This window comes from Ruegeria sp. ANG10 (assembly GCF_040705255.1).
Classification (GTDB): domain Bacteria; phylum Pseudomonadota; class Alphaproteobacteria; order Rhodobacterales; family Rhodobacteraceae; genus Ruegeria.
Genome location: NZ_JBFCVU010000006.1, coordinates 61389 through 84211, shown reverse-complemented (window position 1 = coordinate 84211; position 22823 = coordinate 61389). Strand labels below are relative to the sequence as shown.

General features: G+C 58.4%; 29 protein-coding genes. 8 read left to right on the top strand and 21 right to left on the bottom strand.

Features of this window, described 5'->3' with window-relative positions:
• Position 1: 1 nt before the first annotated feature.
• Genes fahA through hmgA form a run of 3 tightly spaced genes read right to left on the bottom strand, consistent with a single transcriptional unit; the run spans position 2 to position 3267 of the window.
• Positions 2-1258 carry a fumarylacetoacetase gene (gene fahA / locus AB1A64_RS14055; RefSeq protein ID WP_366551982.1) on the bottom strand — a complete coding sequence of 419 codons (1257 nt, stop codon included), beginning with the start codon at positions 1256-1258 and terminating at the stop codon, positions 2-4.
• 22 nt (positions 1259-1280) lie between these two features.
• The gene (locus AB1A64_RS14050; protein ID WP_366551981.1) at positions 1281-1904 is read right to left on the bottom strand and encodes a LysE family translocator; all 624 of its coding nucleotides are present in this window, start codon (positions 1902-1904) and stop codon (positions 1281-1283) included.
• A 7-nt stretch (positions 1905-1911) separates the two neighbouring features.
• Positions 1912-3267, bottom strand: a complete 1356-nt coding sequence (gene hmgA / locus AB1A64_RS14045; protein ID WP_366551980.1) for a homogentisate 1,2-dioxygenase — start codon at positions 3265-3267, stop codon at positions 1912-1914.
• A 57-nt stretch (positions 3268-3324) separates the two neighbouring features.
• Here hmgA and AB1A64_RS14040 point away from each other — a divergent pair, with 57 nt between their 5' ends.
• A complete protein-coding gene (locus tag AB1A64_RS14040; RefSeq protein WP_366551979.1) occupies positions 3325-3777 on the top strand; it encodes a MarR family winged helix-turn-helix transcriptional regulator in 453 nt (150 codons plus the stop codon).
• A gap of 65 nt (positions 3778-3842) precedes the next feature.
• A complete protein-coding gene (locus AB1A64_RS14035) occupies positions 3843-5081 on the top strand; it encodes an adenylate/guanylate cyclase domain-containing protein (RefSeq protein ID WP_366551978.1) in 1239 nt (412 codons plus the stop codon).
• A 27-nt stretch (positions 5082-5108) separates the two neighbouring features.
• On the opposite strand, the gene AB1A64_RS14030 is transcribed toward AB1A64_RS14035, so the two are convergent.
• A complete protein-coding gene (locus AB1A64_RS14030) occupies positions 5109-5927 on the bottom strand; it encodes a DUF2189 domain-containing protein (RefSeq protein WP_366551977.1) in 819 nt (272 codons plus the stop codon).
• A 96-nt stretch (positions 5928-6023) separates the two neighbouring features.
• Entirely contained in the window at positions 6024-6833 is an 810-nt protein-coding gene (locus AB1A64_RS14025) for a division plane positioning ATPase MipZ (RefSeq protein ID WP_366551976.1), read from the bottom strand.
• A 206-nt stretch (positions 6834-7039) separates the two neighbouring features.
• Between AB1A64_RS14025 and AB1A64_RS14020 the strand changes: the two genes are divergently transcribed.
• Positions 7040-7927, top strand: coding sequence for an AEC family transporter (locus AB1A64_RS14020; protein WP_366551975.1), 888 nt, complete (start codon positions 7040-7042; stop codon positions 7925-7927).
• A 79-nt stretch (positions 7928-8006) separates the two neighbouring features.
• Positions 8007-9602, top strand: coding sequence for an MFS transporter (locus tag AB1A64_RS14015; protein WP_366551974.1), 1596 nt, complete (start codon positions 8007-8009; stop codon positions 9600-9602).
• A gap of 45 nt (positions 9603-9647) precedes the next feature.
• Here AB1A64_RS14015 and AB1A64_RS14010 read toward each other — a convergent pair whose 3' ends face one another.
• The 3 genes from AB1A64_RS14010 to rplS all read right to left on the bottom strand — a co-directional run bounded on the left by AB1A64_RS14010 (position 9648) and on the right by rplS (position 10706).
• A complete protein-coding gene (locus AB1A64_RS14010) occupies positions 9648-9875 on the bottom strand; it encodes a hypothetical protein (RefSeq protein WP_170350315.1) in 228 nt (75 codons plus the stop codon).
• A gap of 214 nt (positions 9876-10089) precedes the next feature.
• Entirely contained in the window at positions 10090-10311 is a 222-nt protein-coding gene (rpmE, locus tag AB1A64_RS14005) for a 50S ribosomal protein L31 (RefSeq protein WP_050605278.1), read from the bottom strand.
• Positions 10312-10322: 11 nt separating this feature from the next.
• Positions 10323-10706: a 50S ribosomal protein L19 gene (rplS, locus tag AB1A64_RS14000; protein ID WP_366551973.1), complete on the bottom strand. Its 384-nt coding sequence runs from the start codon at positions 10704-10706 to the stop codon at positions 10323-10325.
• 380 nt (positions 10707-11086) lie between these two features.
• Here rplS and AB1A64_RS13995 point away from each other — a divergent pair, with 380 nt between their 5' ends.
• A complete protein-coding gene (locus tag AB1A64_RS13995; protein ID WP_366551972.1) occupies positions 11087-11887 on the top strand; it encodes a GH25 family lysozyme in 801 nt (266 codons plus the stop codon).
• On the opposite strand, the gene trmD is transcribed toward AB1A64_RS13995, so the two are convergent.
• The 11 genes from trmD to AB1A64_RS13940 all read right to left on the bottom strand — a co-directional run bounded on the left by trmD (position 11884) and on the right by AB1A64_RS13940 (position 18885).
• Positions 11884-12681, bottom strand: coding sequence for a tRNA (guanosine(37)-N1)-methyltransferase TrmD (gene trmD / locus AB1A64_RS13990; protein WP_366551971.1), 798 nt, complete (start codon positions 12679-12681; stop codon positions 11884-11886). The genes AB1A64_RS13995 and trmD overlap by 4 nt on opposite strands.
• Positions 12678-13493 (bottom strand): hypothetical protein, encoded by an 816-nt coding sequence (locus AB1A64_RS13985; RefSeq protein WP_366551970.1) that lies wholly within the window; start codon positions 13491-13493, stop codon positions 12678-12680. The genes trmD and AB1A64_RS13985 overlap by 4 nt, the downstream gene beginning before the upstream one ends.
• Complete coding sequence (rimM, locus tag AB1A64_RS13980; RefSeq protein ID WP_170350321.1) at positions 13493-13996, bottom strand: ribosome maturation factor RimM; 504 nt, start codon at positions 13994-13996, stop codon at positions 13493-13495. Before rimM ends, AB1A64_RS13985 begins: the two co-directional genes overlap by 1 nt.
• Positions 13989-14138 (bottom strand): hypothetical protein, encoded by a 150-nt coding sequence (locus tag AB1A64_RS13975; RefSeq protein ID WP_165590802.1) that lies wholly within the window; start codon positions 14136-14138, stop codon positions 13989-13991. The genes rimM and AB1A64_RS13975 overlap by 8 nt, the downstream gene beginning before the upstream one ends.
• A gap of 2 nt (positions 14139-14140) precedes the next feature.
• Entirely contained in the window at positions 14141-14776 is a 636-nt protein-coding gene (gene bluB / locus AB1A64_RS13970) for a 5,6-dimethylbenzimidazole synthase (RefSeq protein WP_366551969.1), read from the bottom strand.
• 12 nt (positions 14777-14788) lie between these two features.
• On the bottom strand, positions 14789-15178 hold the full coding sequence (rpsP, locus tag AB1A64_RS13965) for a 30S ribosomal protein S16 (RefSeq protein ID WP_366551968.1): 390 nt from the start codon (positions 15176-15178) through the stop codon (positions 14789-14791).
• 43 nt (positions 15179-15221) lie between these two features.
• On the bottom strand, positions 15222-15518 hold the full coding sequence (locus AB1A64_RS13960; protein ID WP_366551967.1) for a chorismate mutase: 297 nt from the start codon (positions 15516-15518) through the stop codon (positions 15222-15224).
• A gap of 34 nt (positions 15519-15552) precedes the next feature.
• The gene (locus AB1A64_RS13955) at positions 15553-16104 is read right to left on the bottom strand and encodes a GNAT family N-acetyltransferase (RefSeq protein ID WP_366551966.1); all 552 of its coding nucleotides are present in this window, start codon (positions 16102-16104) and stop codon (positions 15553-15555) included.
• The gene (locus AB1A64_RS13950) at positions 16101-16658 is read right to left on the bottom strand and encodes a GNAT family N-acetyltransferase (RefSeq protein WP_366551965.1); all 558 of its coding nucleotides are present in this window, start codon (positions 16656-16658) and stop codon (positions 16101-16103) included. The genes AB1A64_RS13955 and AB1A64_RS13950 overlap by 4 nt, the downstream gene beginning before the upstream one ends.
• On the bottom strand, positions 16655-18160 hold the full coding sequence (gene ffh / locus AB1A64_RS13945) for a signal recognition particle protein (protein ID WP_366551964.1): 1506 nt from the start codon (positions 18158-18160) through the stop codon (positions 16655-16657). The genes AB1A64_RS13950 and ffh overlap by 4 nt, the downstream gene beginning before the upstream one ends.
• A gap of 206 nt (positions 18161-18366) precedes the next feature.
• Positions 18367-18885 carry a hypothetical protein gene (locus AB1A64_RS13940; RefSeq protein WP_366551963.1) on the bottom strand — a complete coding sequence of 173 codons (519 nt, stop codon included), beginning with the start codon at positions 18883-18885 and terminating at the stop codon, positions 18367-18369.
• Positions 18886-18974: 89 nt separating this feature from the next.
• On the opposite strand from AB1A64_RS13940, the gene AB1A64_RS13935 reads away from it, so the two are divergent.
• Positions 18975-19505: a prolyl-tRNA synthetase associated domain-containing protein gene (locus tag AB1A64_RS13935; protein WP_366551962.1), complete on the top strand. Its 531-nt coding sequence runs from the start codon at positions 18975-18977 to the stop codon at positions 19503-19505.
• Here the strand turns inward: AB1A64_RS13935 and AB1A64_RS13930 are convergent, their stop codons facing one another.
• Both AB1A64_RS13930 and AB1A64_RS13925 read right to left on the bottom strand, forming a co-directional pair.
• Entirely contained in the window at positions 19506-20246 is a 741-nt protein-coding gene (locus AB1A64_RS13930; RefSeq protein WP_366551961.1) for an aspartate/glutamate racemase family protein, read from the bottom strand.
• 73 nt (positions 20247-20319) lie between these two features.
• Positions 20320-20901: an NAD(P)H-dependent oxidoreductase gene (locus tag AB1A64_RS13925; protein WP_366551960.1), complete on the bottom strand. Its 582-nt coding sequence runs from the start codon at positions 20899-20901 to the stop codon at positions 20320-20322.
• A gap of 118 nt (positions 20902-21019) precedes the next feature.
• Here AB1A64_RS13925 and AB1A64_RS13920 point away from each other — a divergent pair, with 118 nt between their 5' ends.
• Both AB1A64_RS13920 and AB1A64_RS13915 read left to right on the top strand, forming a co-directional pair.
• Positions 21020-21898: a LysR family transcriptional regulator gene (locus AB1A64_RS13920; protein WP_366551959.1), complete on the top strand. Its 879-nt coding sequence runs from the start codon at positions 21020-21022 to the stop codon at positions 21896-21898.
• 26 nt (positions 21899-21924) lie between these two features.
• Positions 21925-22809, top strand: a complete 885-nt coding sequence (locus AB1A64_RS13915; protein WP_366551958.1) for a DMT family transporter — start codon at positions 21925-21927, stop codon at positions 22807-22809.
• Positions 22810-22823 lie beyond the last annotated feature (14 nt).

Here is a 22823-nt window from a genome sequence, read left to right as displayed (position 1 = left end):
TTCATCGTGCATATGGGGTGTCGAGCGCGGCGAGAACGGTTCCGGTGCAATTGCCGAAGCCAATCGTGTAACCGTCACCTTTGGCAGCGCCCTTCAACTCTAGCGTGTCCCCATCTTCTATGAAACTGCGGGTTTCGCCGCTGTCCATTGTCAGGGGTTCCTTTCCCCCCCAGCTTAGCTCCAGCAGCGAGCCGCGTTCGGGCTTGGTTGGGCCCGAAATGGTGCCAGACCCCAGCAGATCGCCGGTGTTCATCGGGCAGCCGGATGTGGTGTGATGTGCCAGTTGTTGCGCGGCTGAATAGTACATTTCCTTGTAATTGGTCCGCGCGATGGTTGTGGCGGCCTTGCCTTTGGGAGCCATGGTGACCGACAGATCGATGTCATACAGCATCGGGCCGCAATCTTTCAGGTGATCCAGCAGTTCGACCTCACGTTCCGGGGTGTCACAGCGGAATGGCTCCAACGCCGCTTTGGTGACAATCCAAGGGCTGATCGAGGTGGCCGTGGCCTTTGCCTGAAACGGGCCGAGGGGCTGGTATTCCCAAGCCTGGATATCACGCGCGGACCAGTCGTTCAGCAGGACGTAGCCAAAGATGTTGCCGTCCGCCTCCTGCACCGAGATCGGACCCTCCGACGGGGTGCCGACGATGGCGCCCATTTCCAGTTCGATATCGAACCGGGCAGAGGGGGCAAAGCGGGGCTTGTCGTCATTCGGCCCTTTCAGCTGACCCCACGGGCGGCGAATGCCCGTACCCGAGACAACAACTGACGACGCCCGGCCGTTATAGCCGATCGGAATGTGCAGCCAGTTCGGCGGCAGCGCGTTTTCCGGGCCGCGGAACATGGTTCCGACATTTTGGGCGTGATGCCGTCCCGCATAGAAATCGGTGTATTCGCTGACGGCAAACGGCATGTGCATTTCAGCCTCTGCCTGCGCGACAAGCAGGGGTTCGACCTTGTCTTGCTCTTCCGACCCTTCGGTCAGCAAATCTATCAGCCGGTCGCGCAAGGCGGCCCAGACGGCGGGGCCTTGCTCCATCAGCGGATTCCAGAAGGGCAGATCAAACAGCGGCTCATCGGACAGCTCGATCAGACCCTCGGATTCGGCTGAGGTGACATCCAGGATCATGTCACCGATGGCGACACCACATCGGGGCTCGTTGCCCCCGGTAGAAAACACGCCATAGGGCAGGTTGTTCAGCGGAAACGGGTGGGCCGCGTCATTGGCCGAGGCCACCCAGGATTTCATCAAAGGCATCTGTGATCCTTGTTTGTCTGATCTATTGCGCGTCGCGCAAGGATTTTAGGCCCAGCAGAAGCGCGGCCACTATCATGAACCCGCCGCCCGCCCGATCCAGCCACAGCCGTGCTGAACCCTTGAGCCGCGCAGCCAGCCAGCTGGCGCTGCCGCCATAGGCGGTCAAAAACAGCCCGTCGATGGTCAGATAGGTGACGGACAGGATTGCGAATTGCGGCCAGAATGGCAGCGCGCCGTCGATGAACAGCGGGAACAGGGCCGCGAAGAAAACTACAGCCTTGGGATTGGCGGCCGAGGTGATGAAACCCTGCATCCACAGCGCCTTGCGGCTGGCGCGCGACGCGGTCTGCGTGGTCTTGCGGTCCGCCTTTACGATCATCTTGACCCCAAGGAACACCAGATAGGCCACGCCCAGCCATTTGATCACCGCCAGCGCTGTGCCCGAGGCCGCAATGATCGCGGCCAATCCAAGCCCCGCGGCCAGCATTTGCAGCAGATTGGCCGTCAGATCCCCTGCCGCCGTGAACACGCCGCGTTTCAGGCCATTGGTCGCGGAATTGGACAGCATCAGCAATTGGCTGGGGCCTGGTGTGCTCATCAGCAGCAAGACGGTGATGACATAGGTGATCCAGATATCAAAGCTCATCTAAGCCTCACTTTTTGCCAGGGGTTCCGTCGAACTTTTTCTCAAGAGAGGTCCAGCAGTCAATGTAATCGTCCTGCAAAGGGGCCTCATTGGTGGCAAAAGGTGTCAGATGCTGTGGGAAACGGGTCTCGAACATGAAGGACATGGTGTTGTCCAGCTTGTCGGGCCCCAGGTTGGCATTCGAGGCCTTTTCGAACGCCTCGCGATCCGGCCCGTGCGGCAGCATCATGTTGTGCAGGCTCATCCCGCCGGGAACAAAGCCCTGCGGTTTGGCGTCATACTGACCGTAGATGTTGCCCATCAACTCGGACATGATGTTCTTGTGATACCACGGTGGGCGGAATGTGTCTTCGGCCACCATCCAGCGTTCGCGGAACAGGACAAAGTCGATATTGGCCGTGCCCGGCTGCCCCGAGGGCGCGGTCAGCACGGTAAAGATCGACGGGTCGGGGTGGTCGAACAGGATCGCGCCGACCGGGCAATAGGTGCGCAGATCGTATTTGTAGGGCGCATAGTTGCCGTGCCAGGCAACCACATCCAGTGGGCTTTGACCGATCTTCGTTGTGTGGAACTGCCCGCACCATTTGACGGTCACGGTCGAGGGCACCTCGCGGTCTTCAAACGCCGCCACCGGCGCTTTGAAGTCTCGCGGATTGGCCATGCAATTGGCGCCGATCGGGCCACGGCCGGGCAGCTCGAACTTCTGGCCGTAATTCTCGCAGACAAATCCGCGTGCGGGGCCGTCCAGCACCTCGACCCGATAGACCAGCCCGCGCGGGATGATGGCGATTTCTTTGGGTTCAAGGTCAATGATCCCCAACTCGGTCGCAAACCGCAGGCGGCCTTCTTGCGGTACCACCAGCAATTCGGAATCGGCCGAGTAGAAATAGGCGTCCACCATCGACTCTGTGATCAGATAGATGTGGCTGGCCATACCCACTTGTGTGTTCACATCGCCCGCCGTGGTCATGGTGCGCATGCCAGTCAGCCAAGTCAGCCCCTGATCGGAATGGGGCACTGCATCCCAGCGGTATTGGCCAAGGCTGATCACATCCGGATCAACGCAAGGCGCGGATTTCCAATAGGGTAGGTCGGTCTTTTCGTAGCGATGCGAATGCTTGACCGACGGCCGGATGCGGTAACACCACGTCCGCTCGGGCGGGTTGGCGGTGAACGCCGTGCCGCTGAGCTGTTCGCCATACAGGCCGTAATTACACCTCTGAGGGCTGTTCATCCCCTGCGGCAGCGCACCGGGCAGGGCTTCGGTCTCAAAATCATTGCCGAAGCCGGGCATATAGCCCGCATGAGTGCCAACCGGGGTGCTGGCTTGGGTCATCTGATGCGGATCAGTCGGATGGTTCATCCAGTGTTCCTCCATTTGCTGCTTGCCGGATAATAGTTGATTTTGTAACTAACAAGCATGACCCAGCATGATTCCACAAAAAAAGATGACTTTGATTTACAGGATTTCCTGCCATATTTGTTGAACCGCGCTGCCGAAGAAAGCTCTCTGGAGTTTCAGCAGGTTTACAAGGACCGCTACGGTATGCTGCGCACCGAATGGCGGGTTCTGTTCCATCTGGGTAATTATGGCGAGATGACCGCGAAAGAGATCGGCGAACGCGCCCGGTTGCACAAAACCAAGATCAGCCGAGCAGTACACAGTTTGGAGATCCGACGATTTCTTGTGCGCAATCGCAGTGAATCAGATCGCAGGGTCGAAAACTTGATGTTGACCCAGACAGGGCAAACCGTCTATCGCGAGCTGAGCGGTATTGCCGAGCAATATGATGCAAAGCTGGCGGCCCAATTTAACGCAGATGAAGTCGTGCAATTTCGCGATATGCTGCGGCGGCTGGCACATATGGAGTGAGCACTGGTAATCGCGGCCACCGGTCCCCAGATGACAACCAGAGCGGACACTGGAATAATATAAAAATGACGACCCTGACTGCCGAAACGGCAAAATCCAATGATCTTATTGACTGGTTGGTTACACGCGGCCTGGAAGGGGCCGCGAAAGAAGAGCTGCTGGATGGCTATTGCAACAAACTTTTGGAACTTGGCGTGCCGCTAATGCGTTTTCACGCCGCGCAGTCGGCCTTGCATCCCGTTTACGGCGGGACCGGGTTCAGCTGGTACGAGGGCAAGGGCGGAGAATCCGAGACCTTTGAGTATTCCGAGCAACCCAGCGAACAGTGGCAGCAAAGCCCTTTGTTTGCGATCTTGAACAATGAGATGGACGAGATCCGCGAACGCCTGGTCGATCAGAACGAAGCCAGCCGTTTTCCTTTGTTAAACGACCTGCGCCAAATCGGCGCGACCGATTATTACGCCACTGGTGTTAATTTTAACGTTCCCACTCACAATGCGCCGATGGACGCCAAAAATGCGGTAGACGGGGTGCTGTTGTCTTGGACATCGAACGCCCCCATGGGGTTCGAGGACAAAGATCTGGATTTGATCCACACAGCCTTGCCCCATCTGGGGCTGGCGCTGAAATCTGCTGCAAGTGCGCGTGTTTCCAAGGATTTGATGCGGGTCTATCTGGGTCGCGATGCGGGACGGCGGGTGCTGTCTGGTGAAATCCGGCGGGGATCACTGCAGCAGATCGATGCGGTGATGTGGAATTTTGACCTGGAAGGATTCACAAGCCTTTCCGAAGAGCTTCCGGGTGCTGAAATCATCGACATGCTGAATGACTATCTGGCCGTAGCCGTTGGTGTCGTTCACGACAATGACGGCAATATTCTGAAATTCATGGGCGATGGGCTGATGGCGATGTTCGACGTCGGCGAGATCGACGAAGACGCGCGCGCCGCGCTGAAGGCTGTACCGATGTTGCAGCAGCGGATGGAGGCCCTAAACGCCCGCCGTAAGGCAAACGGTTTACCAGTGGCCAACTTTACTCTGGCCCTGCATGCGGGCGAGATTTTGTATGGCAATATCGGGTCCGAGACCCGGTTGGATTTCACTGTTATCGGGCCAGCCGTAAACCAGACCGCACGGATCGCTGGAATGCACCGGTCGCTGGGGCAGAGAATTCTGATCTCGGATGACGTGGCCCGCGCGGCCCAGCCTTGCGGTCAGGACCTGATCTCGGTCGGGCGCTACATGCTGCGCGGCGTGTCCGAGCCGAAAGAGTTGTTTACGGTCTACAACGCTGCCGAGGCATAGTCGGGGCGTTTTAACTGGTTGGGTTGATTAGCTCTCTGCCGGTGAAACGGCCCGCTTATACAGGTGCCAGGTGGTGTGGCCAAGGATTGGCAGAGTGAAGATCAGGCCTAGAAACGCCGGAACCATCGATAATAGCATGGTGACCGAGATGATCGCCGCCCAACTAAGCATGACCACCGGGTTTTCCGTCACGACGCGAATGGACGTTATCATGGCAGAAACGAAATTGGTTTCCCGGTCCAGCAGCATGGGCATGGCGATGACGGTCACCGTGAACAGCACAGCCGACAGAAAGCCGCCTACGCAGGTGCCAACAGCCAGAAAAATCCAACCCTGCGTCGTGAAGAAGACAGTGTTCAAGAACCCGTCAAAATCCGAGAAGGATGCATTCTGCAGGATAATCGCCAGCCAAAGCCGAACCTGGTAAACCCACACCCAGAAAATGAACAAGGTGACAAAGGCCATCCAGCCCAGTTCACGCTTGCGTTGATTGGCCATGACGGTGAGGATTTCGGACCAGCCGAAGCTTTCCCCTTTTTGCAACCGACGGGACATTTCATAAAGCCCGGCCGCGGCGAAAGGCGCGACCAGTGGAAAGCCTACAATGGCGGGAATGATCATCCAAATCTTGCCGAGCCAGACCAACCCCCAAACAAACAGGATTCCGAAAACGGCATAGAAGAGGCCGAAGAAACCGCTCATTAAGGGACGAGCTAAAAAGTCGGAAAACCCGGCCTTCAGCGACGCAGTGATATCACCGGTGGTCACTTTGTTGACTTTGGGCATAGCCTGTTGCTGCGGCGTCAGTTTGTCAGGTGGCGTGGAACCAGCGGTCTTGGATGTCATGACATGCCTCCTCCGCAAACAAGTTTGCGTCAGGGACAGCGCAAGAGCAAGGGTGGAGTATAGCGACTTGGTTACGCAGCCTTGTCAGAACAATTTCTAAAAGTCGATCTCGACCCCAGGCAGGTTCAATTCCTTCATCATGTCGCGCAGTTCCTGCCGGGCTGCGATGTTCGAGATGTTCAGCTGTTTGACCCCGATATCCTTGAGGTCCAACAATGTCAGGCCACGCGGGAACAGCTCGCGGAAGATAACCCGCTCGGAAAAGCCAGACGCGACGCGGAAACCGATGCGTTGAGACAGCATTTCAATCGCGCGCTGCATCTTTTCCTTGTTGACCATGCGCTGTGTACCAACGCGGTTGCGCACGACTACCCAGTCGATGGGCTTGAGCCCGGCCTGCGCCCGCAATTGCCGCGCGTTCCAGACCATTTCGGAATAGACCGAGGGGCCAAGAATTTTCTCACCCTTTGAATCGATCCGTGCCAACAAGTCAAAGTCGATGAAGCTGTCGTTCAGCGGAGTGATCAGCGTATCGGCCAGCGAATGCGCCACCTGGCTGAGCCGGGTGTGAGAGCCGGGGCAGTCGATCAGGATAAAATCGCTGTCGCTTTCCAGTTCAGAGACGGCGGCGGACAGGCGGTGGTCATAGATATTCTCACCGGGTTTCAGCTTGGAGGCGTCGATCTCGGGCAGGTCATGGTGGCGCGGGCTGGGCAAGGGGAACTCGGACCCGTTCATGAATTTGCCGCGGTTTTCGAAATATCGTCCCAGGCTGCGCTGTCTCAGATCCAGGTCCAGCGTGCTGACTTTGTGACCCAGTCGTGCCAGTGCGGTGGCGACATGCATCGACACGGTCGATTTGCCTGCGCCGCCCTTCTCGTTTCCGACTACGATGATATGTGCCATGCCTGTATTCCCATGTCCCGCCGTGCTTCGCACACGTTGTTGCGAACCACTATATGTTGTGGAAACCGAGATGGGAAGAACCTCAATCGGTGATTTCAGGCTCTAAATTGGAAAACTATGACGTAGGATAGGGTTAAGCTGTGTGCTTGCCAAAAGTAGTGCCCTGTTTCAGTGTCAGACGCAAAGAAATGCGATAGGGGCGGCCGGTGGATCATCTGTTTCTGAACGTTCTGAACGTGGTCTTGCCCGTGCTGATATGTGCCGGAATCGGCTATTGTCTGGCCCTGATCAAAGCGCCGTTCGACAATAAGGTGATCGGGGGGATCGTGTCGCGTGTGGGCTATCCGACGCTGATTATCTCACACCTGTCTGCCACGAGTATTGCTATCGATACCTTTCTGGATGTGATGACCGCCGCCGCGCTGGCCATTGCCGGATTCGGAGTGCTGGGGTTCGTCGCCCTGAAGGCGATGCGCTTGCCGGTTCGTGCGTTTCTGACACCGTTGATGCACAGCAATGTGGGCAATATCGGCTTGCCGATCACGCTGCTGGCGTTGGGGGACGCAGGCATGGCCTATGCGATGGGCTTCGTTGTCGTCGTGCTGATCAGCATCTTCACCATCGGCATGTGGATTCCAGCCGGAGAATTCTCGCCCCGGAAAATTGCCACCTCGCCGATCATCTACGCTGTGACCCTCTCGCTGATTTTGATGGCGACCGGGTACAACTTGCCGCAACCAATAGCCAAGTCCTTCGACATTCTCGGAGGGCTGTCGATTCCGCTGATGTTGCTGACGCTGGGCCATACACTGGCGACTTTGCGGATCAATCGTCTGGGTCTGGCGGTGGTGCTGACCCTGCTGCATCTGGTTATGGCGGTTGCAATCTCAAGCGCGCTGGTCTGGGCGTTCGGCTTTACCGGGGCTGAACGCGGCGCGTTTATCCTGTGTTGTCTGATGCCATCTTCGGTGGCGACTTACTTGTTCATTGATCAGCACATGCCGGAATATGGCCCGGATGTTGCCGGGTTCATTTTGGTATCAACACTGACCACGATTGTGGTCCTGCCGGTTGCGCTGTCCTACTGGATCTGACGGACACCCTATGCGCAGCGGCAAAAATCGCTAAACTGCTGATAAATTGCATTAAAGATATACAATTTGAGGGACGTTGATGACTGGCAAGACCTCGGAAGAAGTCACCCCACAGGCGCGTGCCCGCGTGGTGCTGGCGATGACGGCGATCTGTATGATGGTCGTGGGGTTCAATACGACCGCCGTGACCACCATCCTGCCCAACCTGAAGGCCGAGTTCGACCTGACCCCGTCCGGGCTGCAATGGGTGATGGCAACCTATTCCGTGGCCAGTGCGACGCTTGTCACCATCGTCAGCCGTCTGGGCGACATTACCGGCAAGATGGGCGTATTTTTCTTTGGTATGATCGTCTTTGCGATCGGGTCAGCCTCGGCGCTGTTTGCTCAGGATGGGGCGATGCTGCTGATTGGTCGCGGCGCACAGGGGGCAGGGGCCGCGGCACTGTTCGGCACCTCTTTGTCCTTGTTGACTGCCGCTACGCCCGAGGAGCAGCGCGCCAGTGTCACCGGGGCCTGGGGCGCGATCGTTGGACTGGCCATTGGTGTCGGGCCTATCGTCGGCGGGGCTTTTGGCCACTATGTCAGTTGGCGAGCGGTTTTTGCGGCTGATCTTCTGCTGCTGGCTGTTGCCTTTGCCATCGGAATGTATGTCAGCAAACGGAAATACATACCCGACACCCGCCTTGCCGGTGCGAAGTTCGACTATCCGGGTGCAGTTGCCATCCTGTTGTTCCTCGGGCCACTTTCCTTTGCGCTCAGCAATGGGGAAAGTGGTGGATGGGCCACGCCGTTTACTTTGGTGCCGTTGGCCATCGCGGCAATGGCGACCGTCGTGCTGGTGATTGTTTCACGCCGCAGCGCAGATCCGCTGGTCGAACTGCGATACTTTCGCCATCCGCGTTACTTTATGGCAGCGGCGGGCATGTTTGTTACGGGCTTCACGTTGTTCTGCTTTTTTGTTTATTTCAACACCTTCGTGCAGTCGCCGGACGCCTTCAGATACAGCTCTATCGGGGCAGGGCTGGCGATCATGCCGCTCAGCCTCAGCATGTTCGTCATCTCGGTGACCGCGCCCCGCTTTTTGGCGCCCTACAGTTTCCGGTGGCCCGTTACAATTGGCCTGGGCGCGATGGCCTGCGGGTTCCTGTTGCTGATGACAACCAACAATTCCACGCAATATGCCGAGATTTGGTGGAAACTTATGATTGTCGGCATCGGTATGGGGATCTGTTTTTCCTTGCTGCCGCGCCTCGGCCTGCGTCTTCTACCCGAAGAACATGTCGGCCAAGGATCGGGCGTGATCAACGCCTGCCTTTATTTCGGAGCCACCCTTGGAGCGGTTGTCGGTGGACTGGCCGAGTCCATCACAATTCGCCGCGGTCTGTCCGAGGTGATCGCTGCGCTGCCCGCTGGGTCAACCCAGCGCGAGGATCTGGCACATGCGCTGACCCACGGCACGCCCAGCCAGATCCAGCAATTGATCGCGGGGATGGACCCGTCGACCAGCTCTGTCTTGGCCAAAGCTTTGCGCGAATTGCAGGACAATGCCTTTGACAGCGCCATGGTGGTCGCCGCGGTTGCCGCGCTTGTCGGCATGGTACTGGCATTGCTGCTGCTGCGCGGGCCGGTGCCGCCGTTGCACAGTGCGGCAGAACTGACGCGCAAACCCCGGTAAATGCAATAGCGGAAAAAGACGTCGACCAGTCTGGATCAAATGGGTTTAACCTCCAAGGTACACCCCATCTTTGGGTCGATAGAAAACCTTCTGATCGTGCAGCTTGCCAAGTAGATCATGGACGCGGCGCAGGGTATTTTCGCGAACCACTTTGCCGTCATCCGTTTCATCTGGTGTTGCCAGCGAACGGGAGGCAGCCAAGCCGCGCAAAGCCGTTTCGATCAGATCCATATCCTGCACCGAAAGTTCGAACATATCATTGTACTTGGGCATTTCAGGGTCTCCGTCGTATCAGGGCGGTTTTTGGTGTCAAGTGTAGCACTTTTTTAGCATTGTGCGGCGAACCCTGCGTGTGACGCGTGAGGTCGGCGAGGGTGCCTTCAGGGGCTTCCTTTCTGGTAGGCCCTTTGTATCGTCTCATATGCCTGTCCCAAAAAGAAAAAGGCCGCCCCTCGGGACGGCCTTTCGCATTCGAAACGGGTTGGGATTAGAAGCCCAGACCTTCGTATTTCTTCTTGAACTTCGACACACGGCCGCCGGCGTCCATCAGGCGCGACGAACCGCCGGTCCATGCGGGGTGCACAGAGGGGTCGATTTCCAGAGCCAGCTGGTCGCCTTCGGCGCCCCAGGTGGACTTCATCTGAACCACGGTGCCATCGGTCATTTTGACGTCGATGACGTGATAATCGGGATGGATGTCTTTTTTCATCTTTCCGCTCCTTACGCCTCGGCGCCAGCCTTGGGCTTGTAGTTGGTGACTTCTGCGATACGCGCGGATTTACCACGGCGCGAGCGCAGATAGTACAGTTTGGCGCGACGAACGCGGCCACGGCGGACAACGGTGATGCTGTCGATGTTGGTCGAATGCAGCGGGAATACACGCTCCACGCCTTCGCCAAACGAGATTTTGCGGACGGTGAACGAACCGGCGATGCCGTCGCCACCTTTGCGCGCGATGCAGACGCCTTCGTAGTTCTGCACACGGGTGCGCGACCCTTCGGTCACTTTAAAGCCGACACGGATGGTGTCACCGGCTTTGAAATCGGGGATGTCCTTCCCCAGGGCGGCAATCTGTTCCGCCTCAAGCTGTGCGATCAGGTCCATCGCAGTTACTCCTATCTGCTCGTGGTTGGTCCACGAAGTTAAGCACGGCCTGAGAGCTCTTGGTCTTCATCGGGTCCTGCGCACAGCCCGCCAGAGGTCAGATCGAGTGTTCCTTTGGTCCGGTCCGCCCTGACACGCCTTGGCTGAAGAAAGCTAAGCGTTGCGCCATGATGCAAACCAAAACACCGGAGTCGCGTCGCGCGGCACCGGATTGCGCTGCTTTACGGGGTTTGCGATCAGGGATCAAGATAAAAACACCATATTTTCAACGCAAGGATGGTGGGTTTTCGCCGTCAGCAAACTGCACCGTTGCCTTATCATGCCGATCAGGCATTCTGGGGGGCAATTATAAGAGCAGAAATTTAAAACAGGAACCGATCATGCGCATTGCATTGATGTTGGCCGCATTGGCCTTTGCGACCCTGTCTTGCGGTCGCAGCACCCCTCCGCCTCAAAAGGTCGAGGCCAAAGCTTTTCTGAGTACAACTTCCCCTTCGGTCATCTACCCGGCCTTTGGCGACGCCGATCCGCATGACTGGGATGGGCGGCATCCCGGCCATTATCCGGTGCATGGGCTGGATGTGTCTCGTTGGCAGGGGCCGATTGACTGGCATCAGGCCAAGGCATCAGGCGTCAGTTTTGTGTTCATCAAAGCGACCGAGGGCGGCGATGTCGCCGACCCCTTGTTCGAAGTCCATCGCCGAGGCGCGCAGGCCGCGGGCGTGCCATGGGGGGCGTATCATTATTATTATTTCTGCCGTCCAGCCCATGAACAGGCCCGGTGGTTCATCAAGAATGTGCCAAAGGGGGCCGACCTGCCGCATGTGCTGGATATGGAGTGGACCCCGCATTCCAGAACCTGCAGGTTGCGCCCCGATGGTGCCACCGTCCGGGCAGAGGCCAAACGGTTTCTAGATATTCTGGAACGTCACTATGGTCGTCGTCCGATTGTTTACACAACGGTGGATTTCCATGGGGATACAGAAATCGGGCGTCTGCGCGGAACCGAATTCTGGCTGCGATCCGTTGCCGGGCATCCCCATCAGGTTTATCCGAAATCATCCTGGCGGTTCTGGCAATATACCGGCACCGGGCTGGTGCCGGGCGTGCAGGGCAAGGTGGATATCAACACGTTCAACGGCCACCCCGAGGCTTGGGCGCGCTGGAAGGCGGGGGGTTAGTCCCGCTCTTTTCGGTAGTTCTCCCACAGATCGGGTCGCCGTTCGCGGGTGATCTGTTCCGACATGTCGTGCCGCCATTCGGTAATGCGCCCGTGGTGGCCGGACATCAGGATATCGGGGATCGGGCGGCCTTTCCATTCGGCCGGGCGCGTGTATTGCGGGTGTTCCAGCAGGCCTGACGAAAAGCTCTCCTCCTCGGCCGAGGCCTGATTGCCCAGCACGCCGGGTATCAATCGGACCGTGGCGTCGATCAGCGCCTGCGCCGCGATTTCACCGCCAGTCATGACGAAGTCGCCCAAGCTGACTTCTTGAACGCCGTAATGTTCCAACACCCGTTCATCGACGCCCTCGAAGCGACCACACAGCAGGGTCATGCCGTCGCAGCGCGCGAGGTTCTGCATCATGCGCTGATCCATCCGGCGACCACGCGGGCTGAGGTAAATCAACGGCCAATTGCCCTGAACACCCGCCATCGTGTGTTCTATCGCCTCTCCAAGAACGTCGGCACGCAGCACCATACCTGCACCACCACCCGCAGGCGTGTCGTCGACGTTGCGATGTTTGCCGATGCCGAACGGGCGCAGATCAACGGTTTCCAGCTGCCACAAACCTTCCTGCAATGCCTTGCCGGTCAGGCTTTCGCCCAGCACCCCAGGAAAGGCTGAAGGAAACAGAGTGATAATCTTGGCCTTCCACACCCCGTGCAGATCAGGCGTGGGGGTCAACAGCTCGCGAGGTTTCAGGGTTGGGCGGATCGCCTTGCGACCGTGGGATTTGCTGGGTTTGTCTGTCATGTCGTGCCGGTCAGAGCGCCTTTTGCGCGTTCAATTATCGCCGTCTTTTGCGCGATCAAGGCGGCTTCGTCCAGACGTGAGCGATTCAAATCCAGCAATTCCGCCAGAACGTCCTCGGGTAGGCGATTGTTCACCCGGGAAGGCGGTACCAGACGTTTGGTTTTGTCGCGCGACAGGTTCAGAAATTCGGCGAACGGGGTGCCGGGACCAAAGCGTTGCAGTTGCAATTCCTCAAGCCAACCTGTCTTTACCGTGACCGAAGGCAACCGATCGCGGATTTGGTCTGCCGTGTCTTGCAAAGATGGCAGATGATCCATGCTTGCCCGGAAGGCTTCGAAGTCATGGACCTGACGCATGCGTTCCAGATCATGCGCCCAGAGGCTGCGCAGCCAGCCGCCGCGCTGGCGCAAGGACAGGTAGATCGTGATTTCGACCTCTTGCTGGTCAAAGCGATGCCGGACCGCATCCACTAAACAAGCGGCAAGTTCCGGTGCGGCTGCATAGCCCTGTTCGATGTTGCGGCTAGGGCGTAGTCCGGCAAAGTTTTCTTCGCTGACGATCAATCCGCGTCTGGTGCCGAAATCCAGCGTATCGAGAAAGGCGCGCATCCGGGTGCCGAATTCGGACAACGTACCCACGGTGCCATAAATGGAATGTGTGGTGGCTGCGCGGGACAGGCCCGAGTTTCGAGTGCGATAGGGCAGGATCAGCGAAAAATGCGGCCAGATCAATTCGCGGTTGTCATACAAGAAAGACTGAGCCGCGGTGGTGCCGGTTTTGTGCAGCCCTAGATGCAACAAAACCCTTCGCATCAGATCAGCCCTTCGGGCGGATCCGCGACAATGCGGCCCTTATCCAGATCTACCGTCGGAACAGCCTCGCGCGTAAAGGGCAGCAGGACGGTTGATTTCAGACCCGGCCCATGAAGCTCCAGCAAGTCGGCCGCGCCGTGGTTTTGCACCGATTTCACCCGACCCAGCAGAGTGCCGCCGGTGTCGTAAACCTCAAGCCCGATCAGGTCGGTGTGATAGAATTCGTCGTCGGGTAACGAGGGCAGCTGATCGCGACGGGCATACAGACGCAGGCCATTGATCGCGTCCGCTTGTTCCTTGGTTTCAATACCGCCCAATCGGGCGGCGAACCCGTTCTTGATGGGGCGGGTCAAAACCAAGGGGTAACGCTCGCCGCCGTTTTCGTCCGTCAGTGGGGAATAGGTCTCGATATCCTCGGGGACCGCGCAAAAGCTTTTCAGGCGCACTTCGCCGCGTACCCCGTACGAGCCCGCAATGCTGCCGACACAGATCAGATCACTCATTTGGCTTGTCCACCGTCACACATAATCCGTCCTGCCAATCACCGCGTGCCTCACAGGCCTCGCGTTGGTTCGAGCGTTCAAAGAACACGCCTACAATAAATGCGATCATCAGCAGGATGGGAAGTCGAATAAGCCCGAACATCCTTAGCGCACCTCAATCGGCAGCGTGTCGCGGCGGCTTTCCCAGCCGACACGTTCCAATTCGGGGGTGTCGGAAAACTCTTCGGGGCGTCCGACGCAGAAATAGCCGATCAGGCGCCAGTCGTTCGGCACGTTCAGATCGCGGGCCAACTGATCAGGGTCCAGAATGGACACCCAGCCCAGCCCCAGCCCCTCGGCCCGCAAGGTGAGCCAGAACAGGGTAACGGCAGACACAACAGAATAGCGCCGCATCTCGGGCATGGTTCCGGCACCCAGACCTTGCCCCTTATCGGTGGCATCATCGCAGAACACCGCCAATTGCACCGGGGCTTCTTGCATGCCGGACAATTTCAACTGGCTGTAAAGTTGGGCTTTTTCGCCGGAATAACCGTCCAACGCCTGCGCGTTGGCGGTTTGGAAATTCTCAAGCGCCGCGGCACGCGCGGCCTCACTTTCGACGCGGATCACACGCCAGGGTTCGCTGAGCCCTACCGAAGGGGCCAGTCGAAACGCGTCGAGGCAGCGCATCAGCACTGCCTCGTCTATCGCGTCGGTGCGGAACCGGCGCACATCGCGCCGGAGCCGCATCAACAGATCGAACTGCGTGCGGAAATCGTCAGTGAAAGTCTGATCCTGCACGCGCTCGCCTGCTTATTCTTCTGCTGCTGTTTCTTCAGCCGGTGCAGTAGCTGCTTCGGCAGCTTCAGCAGCCTTTGCAGCTTTCTCTTCCGCGCGTTCCTGAGCTTTCTTGCCCGGGGTCCCCTTGTTGGGGTTGTTACGCTCGGCTTTGTCACGGGTGCCAGCAGCTTCCAGCATGCGCGCGATACGGTCGGTGGGCTGTGCGCCCTGATCCAGCCAGTACTGGATGCGCTCCATGTTCATTTTCACGCGCTCTTCGCTGTCTTTCGGCAGCAGCGGGTTGTAGGTGCCCAGTTTCTCGATGAAACGGCCGTCACGGGGCATGCGGCTGTCAGCAGCCACGATGCGGTAGAAAGGACGTTTTTTCGAGCCGCCGCGGGCGAGACGAATTTTCATTGCCATGGTGGTATCTCCTTTGGATGGCGTTTACCGGGATCGTTTCCGGTTAATTCTGGTGTTTCTTGTGGTGTCGGATGACTTCCTGAATGATGAAATTCAGGAAAGCCTTGGCGAAGTCGGGGTCCAGATCGGCCTCTTTCGCCAGGTCTTCTAATCGTGCGATCTGCGCAGCTTCGCGCGAGGGATCGGACGGGGGAAGGTCGTGTGCGGCCTTGAGCTTGCCAACAGCCTGCGTGTGCTTGAACCGCTCGCCCAGCGTATAGACAAGGATCGCGTCCAGCCGGTCGATGCTTTCGCGATGCTCTTTCAACAGCACGGCAGCCTGTGTCACGGGGTTGGTCATTGGCCGTTCCTCTTTGCGGGCAAAGCGATGTGGATCATGCGTAAGCCTCCATGCCGCCATTCACCAGATCGGCGGGGGCAGGGTGGCGCCAAATCTCGGTCGCGCCGAATTTCGGGTGTTCGTAGTGGTAGTCGAGCTTGGCGCCCAGCCGCTTGGCCACGGCCTTGCTGGCGTGGTTTTCCGGGTCGATCAGTGAAATTGCCGTGTCCCAACCCAAAATGTCATAGGCATGGGCGCGCGCGGCCAAGGCGGCCTCGGTCGCATAGCCCTTTCCGGTTGCATTATTCATCAGGGTCCAACCGACCTCGGGCTCGGGCCAACCTTCGGGAAACCAAAGGCCGATCCGCCCGACATAGGTGCCAGTGTCTTTTTCGTCCACGCTCCAATATCCATAGCCGCGCAGAGCCCAATGACCAAAATGCATGGCAATGATCCGCCACACTTCATCACGACGCAGAGGCCCACCGACATATTGTGCGGCATCGCTGGCAAAGAACGCGGCGTCCGCGTCCAGATCAGCTTCGGCTGGTGCGCGCAGGATCAAGCGCTCGGTTTCCAGAGTCGGTATGGCTAGATCAAGTTTCATGCCGGCACCTCGTCATAGCGCCAGACATGCTGGTCTGCATCAAATGCACGTTCGGCAACTGCGTCGCGCGATGCGCCCAGACGCTGTGCCAACGCATTCGAACGGGCATTTGATGCCGATACATAGCTTACGAATTGCCCCACCCCCAACAGGTCAAACCCGAAATCGCGAACAGCGGAACATGCCTCGCTGGCGTAACCCTGCAGTCTGTGATCTGCGCGGAACAGGTAACCAAGCTCGGGTTCCTGATCGTCCCATTCGAGACCCAGAATGACAAAGCCAATGACCTGTGCATCCTCTTTCAGTGTGACGGTGAACAGACCATGTCCGTGCAACAGCCAGCCAGAGGTGTAGTAGGAGAACTCGGTCCAGGCGTCCTGATCGGTGTCACCAAAGCTCTCCTTGCAGATCGAAGTCCACACCGACAGGTCGTCCAACGTGGGCGCGCGCAGAACCAGCCGCCGGGTCTTAAGGACCGGCAGGGGCGCGCGATACTGCGCTGCTGCCATCGCCGCCTTACCGGACGGGGGCTGGGTGCAGCGTGCGGGCGTCACTTTTTCTTCCCGAACCCGCTGAGGCCCGGAGGCAGAGCCATGCCGCCGCCCATACCGGGCATGCCGGGCATTTTGCCGCCCATAGCCTTGGCCGCCTGTTCCAGCGCCTTGGGGTCAATGCCTGCGGCCATTTCTTCGGGCGACGGGCCGCCTTTGCCGAACATGCCCTTCATGGCCTGTTTCAGCATCTTGCCTTTACCCATCTTGCCCATCTTCTTCATCATGTCCGACATCTGCCGGTGCATTTTGAGCAGCTTGTTGAGGTCGCTGACCTCCATCCCGGAACCGGCGGCAATCCGTTTCTTACGGCTAGCCTGCAACAGTTGCGGGTTGGCACGTTCGCGTTTGGTCATCGACTGGATTAGGGCGATCTGCTGGCGCAGGATTTTGTCGTCCAGACCGGCCTGATCCATCTGCTTGGCCATCTTGTTCATGCCCGGCATCATGCCCATCATGCCCTGCATGCCACCCATCTGGATCATCTGCTCCAGCTGCATTTTCAGGTCGTTCATGTTGAACTGACCTTTGACCATGCGCTTCATCATGCGCTCGGTCTGTTCCATCTCCATCGTTTCCTGGGCCTTTTCGACCAGGGCAACGATGTCGCCCATGCCCAGAATACGACCGGCGATCCGGTCCGGCTCGAAGGTTTCGAGGGCGTCCATCTTTTCGCCCAAGCCGACAAAGCGGATCGGCTTGCCGGTGACCGCGCGCATCGACAGCGCCGCACCGCCACGTCCGTCACCGTCCATCCGGGTCAGAACTACGCCGGAGATGCCGACCTTGGCATCGAATTCTTCGGCGACCTCAACAGCGACCTGGCCGGTCAGGCCGTCGACCACCAGCAGCGTTTCGCGCGGGTCTACCGCGTTGCGGACCTGCTCGACCTCGTCCATCAGCACTTCGTCGATATGCAGACGCCCTGCAGTGTCGAGCATGTAGACGTCATAGCCACCCAGCGTCGCCTGCTGCTTGGCGCGCTTGGCAATATCGACCGGTTTCTGGCCAGGGACGATCGGCAGGGTATCGACGCCGACCTGCGTGCCCAGAACGGCCAGCTGATCCATCGCAGCCGGGCGGTAGACGTCGAGCGAGGCCATGAGGACCTTTTTGCCCTCTTTCTCTTTCAGGCGTTTGGCAAGCTTACCGGTGGTGGTGGTCTTACCCGAGCCCTGTAGACCGACCATCAGGATCGGGGCAGGCGGGTTGTCGATCTTCAGCGCACCGGGGTCTTCCTCGCCGCGCAGCACGTCGACCAGCGTATCATGCACGATTTTAACGACCTGCTGACCGGGAGTGATCGACTTGGTGACCGCCTGGCCGGTGGCCTGGCTCTGAACTTTTTTGACGAATTCACGGGCAACCGGCAGCGAGACGTCGGCCTCAAGCAGGGCAACCCGAACCTCACGCAGGGCGGTTTTGACGTCTTCTTCGGACAGGGCGCCCTGTTTGGTCAGCCGATCAAAGACGCCAGAAAGGCGTTCGGATAGATTTTCAAACATGCCTTCGGCCTCCTTAGCCGGTTATCTCGTGGCGCCTCTTAGATAAGAAACACCGGTTAAATGCACAATTGCCCCCTCCCACAGAGTTAGACGTGGGGGTAATGCCAAATGGCATTGCCCCCACGGGCGAAACTCGCTGGTGGGGGGCGATCCCTGAACGACTCAAGGGACCGGAAGATCAGATGCTTCCGGATGTTGGTGGCGATTTAGGCCGATTGGCTGGCAGAGTCAACCTTGCGCGCGGGAAACCATTCATTGACGGCATCCACCAGCCGATGCGCGCCGCGCCCACTGGAATAGGCCTCAACAATGGGGTGCCGACCCGCGCTCATGCCTTTGTCCAGTATGAGTACTGGGCGATACAGGGTCGATGAGCCCTTGTTGCTGCGCGAAATCGTTGTTTCAATCTCGGCATGGGACAGGTTCGACAGCTTGTGTTCGACTGCATCATAGCCAAAAACCGAATGCCTACGGATCACGATGCTGTCTTTGTCCCGGTCCAGAATGACCTGAACGCGCCGTACAAAGGCGCAGAAGGCCCCAAATCCCAATCCTCCACCGCCGAGCGCGAATATCAGGCCGAACAGGATGGCCTCGCCCCCTTCGGTCATCAAGAAGAGACCGAGGCCGACAAAGATGAGAATAAATAAGACGAGCGTGATGCCTATGAACCATGGGGTATCGGACAAGATCAGCTGGTTCGATGTGTTGCGCGTGACTTTCATGGCGGCACGCTAGCATTGTGTTGCGGGTCTGTCGTGGCTTGAATCTCGATCCATGTTGCGCGAAGAGCGCGTTACACAAGGAGGTTCCCATGGACGCATCATCTGCCTTTCAAGATACATTGCCGCTCAGCTCTGATGCGCTGCTGACGCAGTTGGACGATTGGGGGCTGGCCTATCGGTTGCACAGTCATATCCCGCTGCGCACGGTCGAGGATGCAAAAGGGGTTGAGGATCAGTTTCTGGTGCCCGGTGAAAATACGCTGCGGCTCAAGAACCTGTACCTGCGCGACAGGAAAAAGAGGAACTATCTAGTGACGCTGGAACAGAGCCGCGAGATTGACCTTAAAGCCTTGGGTGCGGAGTTGGGTGTGGGGAACCTGTCCTTTGGTTCCGCAGATCGTCTGATGCAGAACCTCGGTATCCGCCCCGGCGCGGTCAGCCCATTGGCGATGATCAATGGGGTTCAGAACGAAGTGCGGTTCTTCATGGATAGCGCGGCGCAGAATTCAGACGTAATCAACATGCACCCGCTGGTGAACGACCGTACCGTAGTAATGACGCGCGCCGATCTGATGGCGTTCTTTGACCGGATCGGCTGTGAAGTGACCTGGTTGCCCTGATCAACCCTCCAGCGCCTCTTTCAATGCCGCCTCGACATGCGCTGCGGAAGGGTTGATGAACAGATGTCCGTCGGCCTTGAAAACCGGATCGTCCAGATGATCAGGAAAGGCCAGAGGTAACTCGGTGCAGGCTAGCAGGATGGCCGCTCCGGGCGCCGCATGTTTGTTGCAATAGGCCAGAAGACGCGCGTGGGCTGCGTCAGATGCACCGCCGTAGAAATCGCTGTCGATCATGGCCTGCATCTCGGCAATCTCAGGTTCCGGCAGGCGGTCGTTGGCGGTGATGCCCTCTTTGGCCAGACGATCGGCATAGTCAGTCGCCTGCATGGTCACTGCCGTCCCCAGAACCAGCGCGTTTAATGCTCCGGCAGAGGTAGTGGCTTCGGCGGTTGCGTCAAAAATGCTGAGAATGGGCATCGCCACGCCTTGCCGGATCGCGTGCAGCCTTGCGTGTGGCGTGTTCGAGGCGATGATGCCGAAATCGCAACCCGCGCGTTCCAACGTCAAAAGGGCCTCGCGGAAAACGGCGTCGAATTCGGCCCAGCTGGCCTCATCCCCTGCCACACCGCGCAGGACGCGGGTTTTGGCCTGTGTGACGGATTCAATAGTCATGGGCGGGATGGGTAGCGGCGAGCCGTGACCGCGGTCAGCAAAGTACCGACCCGCGCCCTGGGCAATCGCCCGGTAATAGTCCACGGTCGAGGCCCAGCCCACTCCGCCCAGAATTCCGATCTTTTTCATGACTAACGCCCAGCATGCCAATTCCCGTTCGGGAGGCAGACTGGACGTTTCAGGATGCAAAGACCAGAGGCGATCAGGCCGCCAGCTCAGTTACCGCTTTGTGGGCGTTGCTCAGCGCGGCCTCGGCGTCCAGCGCCATTTTGTCAGCGGCGACCACGTCGACGTTGGTGATGCCAATAAAGCCCAGAACGTGACGCACATAATTGGTGGCAAAGTCGATCTCGGATCCGACAGCGGTGCCGCCCGAGGCGATGGCCAGAACCACACGTTTGTCGGTCAACAGCCCCACTGGACCGTTCTCGGTATACGAGAATGTCAGGCCGACGCGGGCAACCAGATCAATCCAGGCCTTGAACGCGGCAGGCACCGAAAAGTTATAGATCGGCAGACCGATAACGATGGTGTCGGCCTGTTGCAGCTCACCCACCAGGGCATCGGACAGGGCCAGACGCTCGCGTTGCGCGTCATTGCGCTGATCGGCGGGGGTGAAGTTGGCGCTGATCCAGTCTTCGGTCAGCAGGGGCAGGGGGGAGGCCAGATCACGCCGGATGATACGTGCAGCACCCAGGTGGTTTACGACACGGTTGGACAGATCGCGGGTGGCAGAACCCTCGCGGCGGGCCGAGGCGTCGATATGCAGGATGGTCTTGGTCATTTCACTTGGTCCTTCTGATAGGATTTTGCGTCTGGGGCCAATATGGATATTGCGAGAATGAACAAAACTCGGATATATCAACACTGACTGTTGGAATTTGCACATCCGAGGTGATGCCGTGGACAATTGGGACGAAGTAAGAACCGCTTATCAGGTTGCCCGTATGGGGACCGTCAGCGGCGCGGCCGAGGTTTTGGGCGTGCATCATGCCACCGTGATCCGCCATATCGACGCGATCGAGGCGCGGCTAGGTGTCAAACTGTTCCAACGCCATGCACGTGGCTATACGCCGACCGAAGCCGGGGATGATCTGTTGCGCGTGGCGCAAGCGACCGAGGATCAGTTCAACCAACTGGTCGGGCGCATGAAGGGGCGGGGGGATGATGTGTCGGGTGAACTGGTCGTGACCTCGCTGTCCTCATTGGCGCCTTTGGTGGTTCCGGTACTTAGTGAATTCCAGCGCCTGCACCCGGGCCTGATCGTGCGCTATCTGACTGGTGATCGCCTGTTTCGTCTGGAATATGGCGAAGCGCATGTGGCGATCCGGGCGGGTTCAGCCCCTGATCAACCGGACAATGTGGTGCAGCCGTTTATCGATCAGGAAGTCGGGCTTTATGCCAGTACAGCATATGTGGAGCGTCACGGTCAGCCCAAGAGTGTCGAGGACCTTAGAAACCATTTCTTCGTTGGTGCCGACGACGAAAACAGCCGCGCTCCGTTTTCGCGCTGGTTGCGCAAGACCGTAGCGGCCGAAAACATCATCTTTCGCTGTACCAATAATTTCTGCAACCGCGAGGCGGTTATGTCAGGGGCTGGGATCGGTTTCATGGCTCGTTGGGAGGCGGGCCGCGACCCCAATCTGATCGAGGTGATAGAGCCGTTGCCCGAATGGTTCGGGAACTTGTGGCTTGTGACCCATGTGGATTTGCACCGCACCACCAAGGTTCAGAGCTTCCTGACCTATCTGAAAGAACAATCCAAAGGCTGGTCGGCGTGAGTCCTCAGGCCCAGGGCCACCTGGCCATGCTGGTTTTTTCGGCTCTGGTGGCGGGCAGTTTTTCGCTGGGATCTCTGATTGCGAACCAAATCGCGCCCGAAGCAATCACGGCGGCCCGTTTTCTGATTGCGTCGGTTGTGATCGGCGTTGCGGCGCTGCTGACGACCGGGTTACCTCGAAGCGCGACACAGGCACCCTGGCGCTATCTGGTGTTGGGTGGCTTATTCGCCAGTTACTTTGTGCTGATGTTTCACGGGCTAAAGACCGCGCCCCCGGTCAGCGCGGCAGCAGTGTTCACGCTGACGCCGGTGATGTCAGCGGTTGCAGGGTGGGTGTTGCTACGGCAGGTCACCACGCCAAGGATGGCTTTTGCCCTGTCGGTTGGCGCGGTGGGCGCGCTTTGGGTCATATTCCGGGCCGACTGGCGGGCCTTTATAGCGTTTGAGATCGGCGGCGGTGAGATCATCTATTTTTGGGGCTGCGTAATGCACGCGATCTATACGCCGATGGTGCGTAAGCTGAACCGGGGCGAGCCGGCGGTAGTATTCACCTTTGGCACTCTGGTCGCGGGGTGCGTGTTGCTGACGTTATATGGTTGGCCCGAGATCCGCGCGACCAACTGGGCCAACCTGCCTCTGATTGTCTGGGTCGGATTGCTTTATGTTTCGATCTTTGCCACGGCAGCCAGCTTTGTTCTGGTGCAATTCGCGACATTGCGACTGCCGTCGGCCAAAGTGATGGCTTACACATATCTGACACCCAGCTGGGTAATTTTGTGGGAGGTCGCATTGGGTCAGAAACCCCCAGCATTGCTGGTCTTCGTTGGGGCAATTCTGACCGTCGTGGCGCTTGTTCTACTTTTGAAAGCCGAGGAGCAGCCTGGCGCTTCATCCAAACCCGTCCCCGAATGAAGCTTGTACTCCCG

Bases quoted from the DNA above. Each gene is read 5' to 3' on its own strand.
- rimM (WP_170350321.1), bottom strand. From the start codon at position 13,996: ATGAGTGATCTGATCTGTGTCGGCAGCATTGCGGGCTCGTACGGGGTA.
- AB1A64_RS14010 (WP_170350315.1), bottom strand. From the start codon at position 9,875: ATGCCCAAGTACAATGATATGTTCGAACTTTCGGTGCAGGATATGGAT.
- rpmE (WP_050605278.1), bottom strand. From the start codon at position 10,311: ATGAAAAAAGACATCCATCCCGATTATCACGTCATCGACGTCAAAATG.
- AB1A64_RS13995 (WP_366551972.1), top strand. From the start codon at position 11,087: ATGCGCATTGCATTGATGTTGGCCGCATTGGCCTTTGCGACCCTGTCT.
- AB1A64_RS14030 (WP_366551977.1), bottom strand. From the start codon at position 5,927: ATGACATCCAAGACCGCTGGTTCCACGCCACCTGACAAACTGACGCCG.
- AB1A64_RS13940 (WP_366551963.1), bottom strand. From the start codon at position 18,885: ATGAAAGTCACGCGCAACACATCGAACCAGCTGATCTTGTCCGATACC.
- ffh (WP_366551964.1), bottom strand. From the start codon at position 18,160: ATGTTTGAAAATCTATCCGAACGCCTTTCTGGCGTCTTTGATCGGCTG.
- AB1A64_RS13975 (WP_165590802.1), bottom strand. From the start codon at position 14,138: ATGTTCGGGCTTATTCGACTTCCCATCCTGCTGATGATCGCATTTATT.
- AB1A64_RS14015 (WP_366551974.1), top strand. From the start codon at position 8,007: ATGACTGGCAAGACCTCGGAAGAAGTCACCCCACAGGCGCGTGCCCGC.
- AB1A64_RS14040 (WP_366551979.1), top strand. From the start codon at position 3,325: ATGACCCAGCATGATTCCACAAAAAAAGATGACTTTGATTTACAGGAT.
- fahA (WP_366551982.1), bottom strand. From the start codon at position 1,258: ATGCCTTTGATGAAATCCTGGGTGGCCTCGGCCAATGACGCGGCCCAC.
- AB1A64_RS13925 (WP_366551960.1), bottom strand. From the start codon at position 20,901: ATGACCAAGACCATCCTGCATATCGACGCCTCGGCCCGCCGCGAGGGT.
- AB1A64_RS14025 (WP_366551976.1), bottom strand. From the start codon at position 6,833: ATGGCACATATCATCGTAGTCGGAAACGAGAAGGGCGGCGCAGGCAAA.
- rplS (WP_366551973.1), bottom strand. From the start codon at position 10,706: ATGGACCTGATCGCACAGCTTGAGGCGGAACAGATTGCCGCCCTGGGG.
- rpsP (WP_366551968.1), bottom strand. From the start codon at position 15,178: ATGGCAATGAAAATTCGTCTCGCCCGCGGCGGCTCGAAAAAACGTCCT.
- AB1A64_RS13915 (WP_366551958.1), top strand. From the start codon at position 21,925: ATGCTGGTTTTTTCGGCTCTGGTGGCGGGCAGTTTTTCGCTGGGATCT.
- AB1A64_RS14035 (WP_366551978.1), top strand. From the start codon at position 3,843: ATGACGACCCTGACTGCCGAAACGGCAAAATCCAATGATCTTATTGAC.
- AB1A64_RS13960 (WP_366551967.1), bottom strand. From the start codon at position 15,518: ATGACCAACCCCGTGACACAGGCTGCCGTGCTGTTGAAAGAGCATCGC.
- AB1A64_RS13930 (WP_366551961.1), bottom strand. From the start codon at position 20,246: ATGAAAAAGATCGGAATTCTGGGCGGAGTGGGCTGGGCCTCGACCGTG.
- AB1A64_RS13985 (WP_366551970.1), bottom strand. From the start codon at position 13,493: ATGCGAAGGGTTTTGTTGCATCTAGGGCTGCACAAAACCGGCACCACC.
- AB1A64_RS13935 (WP_366551962.1), top strand. From the start codon at position 18,975: ATGGACGCATCATCTGCCTTTCAAGATACATTGCCGCTCAGCTCTGAT.
- AB1A64_RS14050 (WP_366551981.1), bottom strand. From the start codon at position 1,904: ATGAGCTTTGATATCTGGATCACCTATGTCATCACCGTCTTGCTGCTG.
- hmgA (WP_366551980.1), bottom strand. From the start codon at position 3,267: ATGAACCATCCGACTGATCCGCATCAGATGACCCAAGCCAGCACCCCG.
- AB1A64_RS13955 (WP_366551966.1), bottom strand. From the start codon at position 16,104: ATGAAACTTGATCTAGCCATACCGACTCTGGAAACCGAGCGCTTGATC.
- trmD (WP_366551971.1), bottom strand. From the start codon at position 12,681: ATGACAGACAAACCCAGCAAATCCCACGGTCGCAAGGCGATCCGCCCA.